Source organism: Sphingobacterium sp. Ag1 (genome assembly GCF_000988325.1).
GTDB lineage: Bacteria > Bacteroidota > Bacteroidia > Sphingobacteriales > Sphingobacteriaceae > Sphingobacterium.
The window spans coordinates 466,860-479,105 of sequence record NZ_LBGU01000043.1 but is presented as its reverse complement, the minus strand read 5'-3'; the positions used below and the strand labels follow the sequence as shown (position 1 = coordinate 479,105).

Genomic DNA, 12,246 nt, shown 5'->3' with positions numbered 1-12,246 from the left:
AAATGTACATATATTAGTTCAAAAAAACACGAGATTCCTTTTAAACAATCTTATATGGGTCAACAGTTGCTCTTTTAAAATGCAATCAATAGCCTAAATATACGCCCAGGGTCATTTGACCAGGTTTCTAAAGCTAATTGTGCATCTTCTATACGATAAATGGCCGTTATCAGTTCTTCTAATGAACAGGTTTTCATTTCCAGGTAATTCATTACTGCAACAAAGTCTTTTGACGTAGCGTTGCGCGACCCCCTGATATCGAGCTCCTTTTTGACAAAAAACTGTGTATCAAAGGGAATAGCATCTTTTGCATAACCAATATACAGCACCCTCCCCGTATAGGCTGCAGCTTCAATAGTAGCCAAGTACGTTTCTTTTCTACCAACGGCTTCGATCACGACATCAGCCCCCATGGCCTGGGTCAACATTGCCAACTTCGCCTGCAGATCTTCTTCAACGCTGTTAATCGTAAACTTTGCACCGAGTTTTCTTGCAAGAGCAAGCTTTTCAGCACTGACGTCAACAGCAATGACTGTGGCTCCCCGTAATGCTGCCCGAATGATTGCCCCCATGCCGATCATACCGCATCCAAATACCAATACAACGTCACTGTCCGTTACTGAAGCTCGATCAACAGCATGAAATCCCACACTCATAGGCTCCACCAAAGCCAATTGTTTGGATGATAGTTGTCCCCCAGCGATAACCTTTTCAATCGGTACAACAATATATTCCGCCATAGCACCATCACGCTGCACCCCCATAGTCTCATTATAACGGCAGGCATTAGGCCTATTATTTTTACATGCTGTACATAGACCACAATTGGAATATGGATTGACGGTAACTTTTGTACCGATCGTAAGATCAGTCACCAAATTAGCGCCCAATTCCGCTACCGTTGCTCCAATTTCATGCCCCGGTATGACGGGCAAATTGACCAATGGATTCAATCCCCGAAAGGTGTTCAGATCCGAACCGCAGAATCCAACATAATCAATTTTTAACAGGACATGTCCCTCTTTAACAGTGGGACGCGGGATATCCGTGATTTCCACACTCCCCGCTTTAATAATTCTTATTGCTTTCATTTATAAATGGTATCAAGATTTAAACAGCAACTGCTATGGGTTATTGTGATACCAAAGATCATATCAGAATTCAGAAGGTTTCCTATTTCAAAATCTTTGTATTATCATATAGCCAAAAATAATTATATAGCATGGAGAAAGAAACTACATTAGCGATAAAAAATAATACGATATCGACCCATCTCCACTAAGCATCACAAAATGCTCCGTTTAAAAAACACAATTAATTTCCTAGCGATACATCGATTGCGCCAAAAAGAAACATTATCAATAATTGTACGTAAAAACGCTATTTTTTTTAGAGAAAACGAGTATTATTGTATCTGGGATTAATATTGTATCTAATTATTTTCCGCTTCGCATAATGATAAATAACGAAAAGAATAAACTCGATTTTACACTATTGAATATTGGCTATGCGGAACATCAGGCAGATTGGAATTTTAAAGATATTAAGAGTCCTTTTGCCAGAATACACTATGTCTCTGAAGGAGAAGCAGCTATTATTGTACATAACGAGGTCATTAAACTCCGACCTGGCCATCTCTATCTCACCCCAGCCTATATCCATCACAGCTATGACTGTTCCGATAAATTATCCCTCTATTATATCCATATTTATGAAAACCCCGAAATAAGATCAAGTATTTTCGACCGTTACACTTTTCCGAAGGAAATCAAATCGGATCAGCTATTGGAGACAGTTATCCAACATCTACATGCTATAAATCCAGGTCGTGAATTAAAAATATACGATCCAAAGGGCTACGATAATTCAACAGAGTTAATGAAAAACATGGCACTGCAGACGGCTTCACCTTTCGCCAGAGCTTCCGAAAACCAAGCGATCATTCATTTATTGATGAGCAGATTCCTTGCGGAAGCAACCAACAAGATACCGCAAGTCGAAAAACGCCTTCTACGTGTACTCGATTACATAGACGAAAATATCCATCATCCGATTGCTATCGAACAACTCGCCAATCTAATTTTTATCTCCAAAGATCACCTGATCCGACTCTTTAAAAAGCATATAAATACCACACCAGTGAATTATATCAACCAGAAGAAAATAGAAAAAGCACAGTTAATGATGTTAGTTGATGAAGGCAATATCCAACAACTGTGTTTTAGACTGGGCTTTGAAAATATATCTTACTTTAATAGACTCTTTAAAAAACTAACAGGCGAGACACCGATGAGTTACAAACGCAGAATAACGAGATAAAACAGCTTTTTTCGTAAAAAGGATCTTGCTAAGACCTGACTTTCGATTTAATTATGATGCCCCATCGGTAACTTGATTTTCTTTAACTCTTCTAAATCGTGTATGGGACGCTCTAACTCGTATGGAATCGGTTGACGTGAAAAAAGTTGAAAGTATTGCAAGCAGGCATCTTTCCACCAAACTGCATCTCTAGTTTGGATTCTCAGTTTAGCTTGAACAGCTGAAAAACGTGATCGATCAATATATCTTTCCATACGATCCCAAACTTTTTGAAACGCTCTCACTTTTTGGACCCCGTGATCATAACGGAAACATAATTCGCTCCAAAGCGTATTGCCGCTATTCATTCGATGATTCCAGGAAACATGATGAAACCACAATAAAAGGTGTTCCGGACAAGTGGCTCTATTTCCATATATTTCGTTCAATGGTGGATTGTACTGTGATACGGCATTACTTCCCTTGGCTGTTCGGTCAAAACCCAATCCCACGCTATCCGCATTATGGTAGTACCAGGGCATCCAGTCTGGACGTCCCCCCGGGATATCGCCCCAAGGTTCCGGACCGTAATGATGCTCAAAAGCAAAAAGGTGATGTAGACCTAATGGCATCATATAATCGACCGCTGCCTCCCGAGATTCCAACATCAGCTTCTTGACTGGCTCGAGAAACTCCTGCGCTCCCGTAAACGTCAACCGTATCCATTCATCCGCTATTTGTGCTGAAAACAGGCTATTGTTCCAAGCCAAACGGCCGAAAGCGTACCAGTTGGCTTGCGCGAAGTGGTGCCCCGTCCAATTGGAATCCAAACCAATATTAGCTACTGCAGCGATTGCCGTTTTACGCCCCGAATGCCTGCTACTGTCGGTCTGCTTTGCCACCGTTCCGCCTTTTCCAGTGGCATAGGTTTCACTATCCAATACTTCCTTAAACAAAGGTGCCAAATAGACCAAATGGTTGGAAAATCCCAGATACTCTTGTGTCAACTGAAATTCGAGCATCTTCGCTGTATTTGGCATCGCCCCCAATAAAGGATTGAAAGGTTCCCGGGGTTGAAAATCTATCGGGCCATTTTTTACTTGAAGAATAACATTGTCACGAAACTGACCATCGAGTGGAACAAATTCTTGATAGGCTTGTTTGGCACGGTCATCTTTAGTCGGATGATAAACAAAAGCACGCCAAAAAACGGTACCGCCATAGGGGCTGAGCGCATCGGCAAGCATATTGGCTCCGTCCGCATGGGTTCGTCCATAATCTTGGGGGCCTGGCTGGCCTTCAGAATTTGCTTTGACCAAAAATCCGCCGAAATCCGGAATTAACGCATAAATCTCCTTCACCTTGGATCTCCACCAGTGTTGAACATCCTTATTTAAGGGATCCGAATTAGCTAACCCACCTAAATTTTTCGGCGCAGAGAAATTGATCGACACATATACTTTTATACCATATTTACGAAAGACATCCGCCAGAGCTTTAACTTTTATCAGATACTCCTTCTTCAATAGATCCGAAGAAGCATTCACGTTATTCAACACGGTAGCATTAATTCCAATCGAAGCATTGGCCCGTCCATATTGTTCATATCGGGGTGAAAGTTTATTCGGTAATTCCTCCCAGTTCCATAGCGAATGCCCTGCATATCCACGTTCTATCGTCCCATCCAAATTATCCCAATGATTCAAGACCCTAATATCGTAAGAAGGTATTTCAATGAATCCTGCAGGAGGTATCCCTGCTCCTGTCTTCTGAAGCCGCAATAAATGATAAACAGCATACAATATACCCGCTGATCGACCGGCAACCACATAAACCTGATTTCCCTGTCGGCTTATTTGATAACCATCTTTTAAGTCCTTTCTGCTATGATCAAGTTTTAAGATGACATCCTCACCCTTCCAGTAACATTCCAGTTCCTGTTTTGCTAAAACAAGTGTTGCATCGGTCGATTCACCTTTTACCACCTGAATCTTACCTATAGGTTTCTCCTGTTTTGTAAATCGCAGCCATAACTGACTACCGTCCTCAGCTCTCAAAGCAGCAGGAACACAATACAGTACGATCGCAAAAAAGAAATGAAAACGCATGATATACCTCATCTTGAACTAAAATATATCATTACGAAGACAATCCATCAATCGGCTTAATATGACCATTTTCATCATAGCTCAACTCAATAACTTTCATGCTTCTAAGCCAGGTCTTTCCTCCAGAAGGTACCGAATCATGATAAAATAGGTACCACTTACCCTTGAATTCGACAATGCTGTGGTGCGTGGTCCAGCCAACTACGGGCGATAGAATCACACCCTGATAGGTAAATGGTCCATATGGATTGTCTCCTATGGCGTAACAAATCAAATGGCTGTCGCCTGTAGAATAGGAAAAATAATACTTACCTTGGTATTTATGCATCCAGGAAGCTTCAAAAAATCGCTTTTCCGTATCCCCATGCGTTAATGGTTTGCCCTCTTTATCTAAAATAACGAGATCCCTTGGTTGTTCCGAAAATTCCATCATATCAGCAGACAGCTTGACAACCTTTGGAGACAATGCGGGTTCATCAGATGTTGGCAATTCATTGGGCGAAATAATTTTATTATTCCGATAAAATTGAAGTTGTCCACCCCATATACCACCAAAATATAAATAATAGGAACCGTCTGTATCTTTAAAAGCACATGGATCAATACTGTAACTTCCTTTGATAGGATACTCCTGCGGAACAAATGGTCCATAAGGATGGCTTGCCACAGCAACACCGATTTTAAAAATATCGTTTCTATCCTTCATGGAGAAATACATATAGTATTTTCCGTCTTTCTCAGTCACATCAGAATCCCAAAGCTGACGACCAGCCCAAGGAATATCTTTTACATCCAGTACCTTTCCATGGTTAACAATGTCCGCATTGATATCTTCAAGAGAAAACACGTGGTAATCCTGCATATCGAAATGGTCGCCGTTATCATTTTCGGGAATACCGCTCTCCCTGTCGTGAGAGGGATAAATATAAATTTTGTTTTCAAACACATGAGCTGAAGGATCAGCCATGTAATCTCCGGAATATAAATACCTACTTTTGCTCATATTTCTTATTTCTTTTTTTTTTGAGTCAACGCAATAATATCTTTTACAAAGGGTTTGGGCTGATAATTCCGATCAAATAACAACGGATAGTCTGTACGTCCCGGAATAGGCCAACCATTCTTCCATGAATCTCCATCGCCTACACCCCACAATGTCACACGCGATATTTTATCCCGATGTTTGAGATATAATTTAAAAAACGCTACATATCTCTTTCCTAGCTCATCCATTTTCTCTGCTGGAAGCCCTTTTTCGTAGGGATTCATTGCTTTACTGTAAGCATGACGTTCCGCAACTTCGGCTCCCATATTGGGGCGTACATGTGGCAGGACCGAAATATCCATTTCCGTTACCATTACCTTTGCACCAAGGCCCGCAAATCCGAGTATGGTTTTTTCAACTTCTTCAATAGGTGGATTGTCCAGCGCATTATGTTCTTGCATGCCAATCCCACTGACCTGACCACCGGCGGCCTTTACCTGTTGCACCATGCGCATAATCCCTTTTCTTTTTTCGGGGATTGCTGTCGAATAATCGTTATAATATAATTCAGCTTTTGGGTCTGCTTCATGAGCAAATTTAAATGCTAATTCAATAAATTGCGGTCCAATAATCTGGTAGAATTTATTTTTACGCCATTCTCCATTATCCAGTATAGCCTCGTTCACCACATCCCAACCAAACACCCTTCCCTTATAGCGCGACACTACGGTTTGTATATGCTTCCGCATGCGTGCGATAAGTACTTCCCGGGTGACCTCTTTCCCGTTTTTATCGATAAAAAACCAAGCTGGAGTCTGCGAATGCCAAATTAGCGTGTGACCGATAATTTGCATTTTATTTTTTTCTCCAAACGCCACAAAACGGTCCGCATCCTTAAAATCGAACTCACCTTCCCTTGGTTGTAAAAACATACTTTTCATACAATTCTCGGCAACAATGGAATTGAACTGCTTTTTGACCACCGCTACCGCAGCCTCATCCCGCTCCCATATCTGATCAAGGTTTAATGCTGTTCCTATATAAAACTTACCTTCAAATGCATCTTTCAAGGTCAATGAATCTGGGGCTCGCTTCGGATTTTGCAAAGTGGCTGAAGCAGTAGGACCAAATAATAATGTTGATACAGCTACAACAATAGTTTTTAACATCTTCATGGTTTATTTTTGATTAATATGTATGTCTTGATTCTATATCCCGGTTAATTTTATCGATCGTTACATCATCCAGTTCATATCTGGAGATAACAACCATGGCGAGTACCAAAAGTACTGCAGGAATAACGGCCACCAACCATAAAATTCCTTTTTCAGCCAATGCAGATTGTCTTATGGCATTATCTTTATCAAATTCAACATAGGCGAGTACCAACCCGGGCACTACACCTCCCAGTGCCATGCCAGCCTTATAAAAAATACCTGTCAGTGCATTGACAATCCCCGAAATACGCTTACCGGTTTTATACTCGCCATAGGATATGACTTCGGGTACAAGCGCCCACATATACCCCGTAGCAACGATTACACCAGTTGATTTGATAAACTGAGCTGTCAATACCAATCCAATATTACCCTTAAGTGTCTCGTTGGATGAAATCATATATAACATGAGCATTCCAAGGATAGCAACACCCAGAAAAACATAGAACATTTGCTTCTTACCTATTGCACGTTTGATAGCAGGCACCAATGGCATAAAGATGAAAGCAGGTAAAGACCCCAGGGCCATGAAATAAGGCAACATATCCGGAGCATGTACATTGTAGATCATGTAATAGGATCCTGCCGAATTACCGATGGCCATCATCGCAAATGCTGTAATGAAAAAAAAGGCTAAAATGCGCAAAGGTCGATTGTGCTTAAATTCTCGCCATAGATCAGATACGCGCACATTATCTGTATCCTTTTCATCCATAATAACCCGCTCTTTTGTTTGTGAAAAACAAAAAATTAGAAGGGCCAATCCGACTAAAGCGTAAATCAGCATCGTTATAAACCAAGCTTCGGCCGAATCTTTTGAGTTTATCTTTCCATCCGGAGAGAAATACTGTACAACCAACGGAACGCCATAACCGACCGCAAGCCCACCAACGTTGGCCATGAACATACGCGTCGATGTTAGTTTTGTCACCTCGTCTGTATCCCTCGTCAAGGAAGCATTTAAAGCACCATAGGGGACATTCACCAGGGTATAAAGCATGGATAGCCCAACATAAGTGACATAGGCGTAGACCAAAGAACCCGAAAATCCATTCCAAAAACACAGAATTGCAAAGCCCGTCAACGGAATTCCTCCCAACACCAAATAAGATCTGTACTTTCCCATCCGTGGATTTCTTTTATCAACAAATGCGCCTACAATGGGATCCCACAGTACATCCACGATTCGGACAATAAGAAACATGACTCCTGCCGAAGCAGCAGAAATTCCATAAACATTGGTATAAAAAATCAGGAGGTACATCGAAACAGTCTGGTAAATAAGATTCTGGGCAAGATCACCAGCACCAAACCCCACCCGTTGTTTCATTGAAAGTTTGTAAAAACCTTTAATAGGCTTTACCTCGGTCATACTTTGATCCATATAATTGGTTATTCGATTAGTTGAATTACAAGGGTAAAACTACAAGTAGCTTTGGACCGGGAACCAATACAAATGTTTTATATTCCAATAAAAATGTTTAAAAAAGGCCGTCTATTTTTTTAGACAGCCTTTTTCTACATGGTTTGTAAAGCCGCTTACCGGCTAAAGGTTCAATTCCTTACATACTTTACAAGATAGCTTTTGGTTTTTCCTCTGTAAACACAATCTACCTGTGCGTAACCGGTCAACGAGCTGCCTTGTTTAACTTTGATTTCAACTTCAGCATTATTTGCCACAGCCTTCACCACTGGAATCTTCTTGTCGTTGGTTTCTATTGGAAAAGTAACTTCATAATAGTTGTAACCAACGATGCCATTCTCATCAGTCGATCGCACGGGAATCGAAGGCAACATTAGTTTTTTGCCATTCACTGTAATCGTAACCGAAGGTGGTACTGGACGTTCAATTTTTTTGTCTTTCGAACTAAATCCCAATCCTATAAAATCAAAAAGCGGCTTGCCTTCTTCACCCTCAGCGACAAGAAACAAGGCATGTTTGCCATCCAGTTGATCCACATAGTTAGAAACATCGACCGTAAATTGCTTTACTGTTGTCGCAGTATTTTCCGGAACGGTTATTTGGGCAATCCGCTTTCCTTTCCAGATATCATTATCCCAAGGGCCATCCAGCCACACGTTGACCTTAAATGAAGTCTGTGTCTTTGGTGCAATAAACAGATTAAAAGCGCTGCGGTTGCCATTTTTCGTTCCCTCAAAGGCCTTTAACCCAAACTTATCTTGTTTCAGACCACCGAATCCGAAATATTTAAAACCTGCGATAGTTCCATTTTTCATATTTGTCACAGGCATATGGTTATCCCATACATCCCATGAATCCTGTTGCAAACTGATATCTGAAAGGTAACAGGCATATCCAGCGGAATAGTACCGATATGGGTCTAATCCATAAAAATGAAATCCTTCTGATGTTACCTCTGCACCTTTATATTCTTTTCCTTGTTTATCTTTGATGGTTAAATTTTCTTGAAAAGGGTCAAAAGCCCGGATAGAAACCATTCCCCCTTCTTTGACACTTTTTTCATCCCATGCAACTTTGATAGGTTCGACCACAGCCTGACGTGCAAAACCAAATCCGCGCGGTGGTCTATGGTAAAATACGTACCATTGTCCGTTGATTAGTTCGATACTCCCATGGGTATTATGCCCTGCATTACTGGTTTCGATAGCCGATCCGTCTTTATTTAATACTGGAGCACGCGAATCGACCAGGACACCGCCGCTCTTCCAAGGTCCCAAGGGTGAATCTGCCACCGCATACCGTAAGGTTGAATTTGAGCTCCCGACCCCATATTCTGGACCTGAATAGCCACTGTATACCGATACATATTTGTTGCCGACTTTACGAATTGACGACGCTTCAAAAAAATTAAAAGTTCCTAAATCCTCCCCCTCAAAAATATTAGGGTACGCGGTGCCTTTTGGATCACGCAATTCACCATATCGCGCACTTGCCGGCAATAGATAATTAATAATTTCGGTACCCGGTCGCAGCGAATACATCGTTTTCTGATCTAACTGTGCCGCCATCGAGCGTTGAAACCCCCAAAAACCGTATGCCCGGAATCCAATTTCGTAATCAGGATCTTTGGGATCCGTCACATATTCAATGTAAACGGCCGGATCAAATCCAAGGATACTTCCAGGCAGGGTACGCTTGCCATCTTCCGTGAGGTTTATCGGTTTAAAGGGCCCATTCGGCCGATCGCCTTTGACTACCATTGCTTCACGTTTATCTCCTCTGCTGTGTGGAAACAAGTAGTATTCTTTTTTCCCATCTTTACGTTTGACCTCTACCAGATCTGGGGCATACATCACATCCCATTTTCCATCGATCGGATAGGTAAAAATAGCCCCCTCATCGCGCCAACTCGTTAAGTTTTCAATCGGCGCTGACCACATCCGAATGTCAGGCCCGCAATAACTGGTAAAACGTAAATCATGGGAACCAATAATATAAGCGCGATATTTCCCCGGCTGGTCAGGATCTTCAAAAACACGGGGTTCACCATCAGGAAGATGCTCCCAAAGCGGTAGGTATGGATTACCGATAGACTGGTGCACAAACCCCTTACTGAGATCCTTCACCATATTTTGCTGTTGCCCCAGTATCCTTGTTGTTGATAAAATTCCCGTAACGGATAATAACAATACCATTGTCCGTTTTTTTAAGACAATATTTAGTGCCTTCATAAATTGATTAAATTAATTAAATTGCTGAATTATATTTTATAGTATTCAATTGATTTCTTTTGCCACGAGCTACTCATGCTACCAATTATCAGTACGAAATGGTACGGCTAGCATTCCTTCCTTATTGATTAGATTTGCATTTTCGGGATTATTGCTCCATGCGTAGCGGACTGCCTTCGGATTGCTGATCTTTGGATGACTCAACACGACCTCATTCCCATGTATGACGGCATTCGCCCATAGGAATTTTCGATCTGAACCGGCAATCGCAAAATGTTGTAGTTTTTTTCCCTGACGGACAGCCAGCCCCTTTCCAATTTCGTCGAATGAAATAATAATCCGATCCCCATCAACCCGCATCTGCTTATACTGAGGACCTGAAGCAACGACTTGGTCTTTATACAACATCTTGCGCGCGCATAGCAATAAACGCTTGGCCATATCCTTTTTATTGAGCGGATGAATATCGTTCCACTCACCAAGATCGTACGTTACCGCCAGTGCGGTAAATGATAGTTCTTTGCTGGCCTGAAACTGAGCTTCCCTGATACGTGCCCAATTGGATTCTGCTGGTACCGTATCCTTGACCATAAAGTTCGGCAACTGTACCATCAGAAAGGGGAGCTGCGGTTGACCAAAATGCGCGCGCCAACTATGAACCAACGACGTAAGATACCGCTGATAACGTAATGGATTGGCGGTATTGGCCTCCCCTTGATACCAAATTACTCCCTTTAACCCGTAGTCATGCAACGGATAGATCATTCCATTGTAGAGGCCTGAGCCAACCTGTCCCAAGTTCTGTAGGCGGCTTTTATAGCGATCAACTTTATCTTGGTCCACGGCAACTTGCCAATGCCATTCGCCTGTGAGATCAATGCGTACGTCGTCGAGCTTGATCTCATAGGATTTATCAGGTGTGAATCCACCATCCTTATCATCCGTTCGAAGACGTACAGTTAAATTATTTCTTCCAGCGCGAAGTATCCCCGCTGGTATATCGTAAATCCGTGGTGGATACCGATAGGCCGTAGAACCAACAAAATGACCATTTACATACACCGAATCACTATCAATCAACGTTCCCAAATACAACTTGGCATGCCGTCCCTCTTTAGCGGCCGGAACGGCAAAATCCTTCCGAAAATAACTGACACCTCTGTTTAATCGATGCGGTTTGCTCCAGTATTCGGGAACCGGCACTGTTGGCCAATGCAAATCATTATAATTTTCTGCGGTCCACAGATCTACCCCGCCATCTTTTTCAGCCAACCTAAGGCTATCGATCGCATGTTGATCTAGCAACAGCTCTGGAAATTGCCTTAGAGACTTCTGGTCGACCCAGCGTTCTATTCCCGATCCACCAAGGCTAGATACGATCATTCCGACCGGAATACCGTTATGTTGATAGGACTCCAATGCATAGAAATAGGCTAATGCCGTCCAATTCATCACATCTGAAGCTATGCCCGAATGCCAACGTTCACCAGGCGGTATCTCTTGCTTTACCTCGATGGGACTATTTTGTGTCGGAACCTTGAAATAACGGATCATATGATTATTAGATTCATTTATTTCAGGAAAACGTTCGACAAGACGCTTAATTGGCGTTTCCATATTAGACTGACCCGAACAAAGCCAGACATCGCCGATTAACACATCACGAATAACAATGTCATTAATCTCCATCGTATAGGGTCCCCCATGATGCTGTGGCGGGATCCGCACATTCCACTTGCCATCCTGTCCGGCTTCTGTATAATAGTATGCCCCTCTAAAACGAAGGGTAACCTTCTCACCTTTCGATGCCCATCCCCAAATATGGAGTTCGATATCCCGCTGTAGAACCATCTGGTCTCCCATGATTGCTGGCAGCCGTACACCGGCAGCGCATGGCAGCAGTCCGAGAAGACAAACAATAACCAGTGTTAGACGACTAAAAAAAGATGAAAAGCAAAAGAAATTTTCTATTCTAAAAAACATA

The 12,246-nt window shown here is 42.1% G+C and carries 8 protein-coding genes; 1 reads left to right on the top strand and 7 read right to left on the bottom strand.

Annotated elements, in window-relative coordinates; all coding sequences use genetic code 11:
* Positions 1-74: 74 nt before the first annotated feature.
* Positions 75-1,091 (bottom strand): zinc-binding alcohol dehydrogenase family protein, encoded by a 1,017-nt coding sequence (locus AAW12_RS19470; RefSeq protein ID WP_046675276.1) that lies wholly within the window; start codon positions 1,089-1,091, stop codon positions 75-77.
* Positions 1,092-1,455: 364 nt separating this feature from the next.
* On the opposite strand from AAW12_RS19470, the gene AAW12_RS19465 reads away from it, so the two are divergent.
* Positions 1,456-2,319: a helix-turn-helix transcriptional regulator gene (locus AAW12_RS19465; RefSeq protein ID WP_046675275.1), complete on the top strand. Its 864-nt coding sequence runs from the start codon at positions 1,456-1,458 to the stop codon at positions 2,317-2,319.
* Between the two features lie 47 nt (positions 2,320-2,366).
* On the opposite strand, the gene AAW12_RS19460 is transcribed toward AAW12_RS19465, so the two are convergent.
* The 6 genes from AAW12_RS19460 to AAW12_RS19435 all read right to left on the bottom strand — a co-directional run bounded on the left by AAW12_RS19460 (position 2,367) and on the right by AAW12_RS19435 (position 12,245).
* Positions 2,367-4,418, bottom strand: a complete 2,052-nt coding sequence (locus AAW12_RS19460; RefSeq protein ID WP_197084104.1) for an alpha-glucuronidase — start codon at positions 4,416-4,418, stop codon at positions 2,367-2,369.
* A gap of 19 nt (positions 4,419-4,437) precedes the next feature.
* Positions 4,438-5,409, bottom strand: coding sequence for a glycoside hydrolase family 43 protein (locus AAW12_RS19455; RefSeq protein WP_046675273.1), 972 nt, complete (start codon positions 5,407-5,409; stop codon positions 4,438-4,440).
* Between the two features lie 5 nt (positions 5,410-5,414).
* A complete protein-coding gene (locus tag AAW12_RS19450; RefSeq protein WP_053003830.1) occupies positions 5,415-6,560 on the bottom strand; it encodes an endo-1,4-beta-xylanase in 1,146 nt (381 codons plus the stop codon).
* 19 nt (positions 6,561-6,579) lie between these two features.
* Positions 6,580-7,992, bottom strand: coding sequence for an MFS transporter (locus tag AAW12_RS19445; RefSeq protein ID WP_046675272.1), 1,413 nt, complete (start codon positions 7,990-7,992; stop codon positions 6,580-6,582).
* A 170-nt stretch (positions 7,993-8,162) separates the two neighbouring features.
* A complete protein-coding gene (locus AAW12_RS19440) occupies positions 8,163-10,226 on the bottom strand; it encodes a hypothetical protein (protein WP_197084103.1) in 2,064 nt (687 codons plus the stop codon).
* A gap of 114 nt (positions 10,227-10,340) precedes the next feature.
* Positions 10,341-12,245 (bottom strand): sialate O-acetylesterase, encoded by a 1,905-nt coding sequence (locus tag AAW12_RS19435; RefSeq protein ID WP_046675270.1) that lies wholly within the window; start codon positions 12,243-12,245, stop codon positions 10,341-10,343.
* Position 12,246: the final 1 nt, after the last annotated feature.

Coding starts and splice junctions, on each gene's coding strand:
- AAW12_RS19470 (WP_046675276.1), bottom strand. CDS start 1,091: ATGAAAGCAATAAGAATTATTAAAGCGGGGAGTGTGGAAATCACGGAT.
- AAW12_RS19465 (WP_046675275.1), top strand. CDS start 1,456: ATGATAAATAACGAAAAGAATAAACTCGATTTTACACTATTGAATATT.
- AAW12_RS19460 (WP_197084104.1), bottom strand. CDS start 4,418: ATGAGGTATATCATGCGTTTTCATTTCTTTTTTGCGATCGTACTGTAT.
- AAW12_RS19455 (WP_046675273.1), bottom strand. CDS start 5,409: ATGAGCAAAAGTAGGTATTTATATTCCGGAGATTACATGGCTGATCCT.
- AAW12_RS19450 (WP_053003830.1), bottom strand. CDS start 6,560: ATGTTAAAAACTATTGTTGTAGCTGTATCAACATTATTATTTGGTCCT.
- AAW12_RS19445 (WP_046675272.1), bottom strand. CDS start 7,992: ATGGATCAAAGTATGACCGAGGTAAAGCCTATTAAAGGTTTTTACAAA.
- AAW12_RS19440 (WP_197084103.1), bottom strand. CDS start 10,226: ATGGTATTGTTATTATCCGTTACGGGAATTTTATCAACAACAAGGATA.
- AAW12_RS19435 (WP_046675270.1), bottom strand. CDS start 12,245: ATGTTTTTTAGAATAGAAAATTTCTTTTGCTTTTCATCTTTTTTTAGT.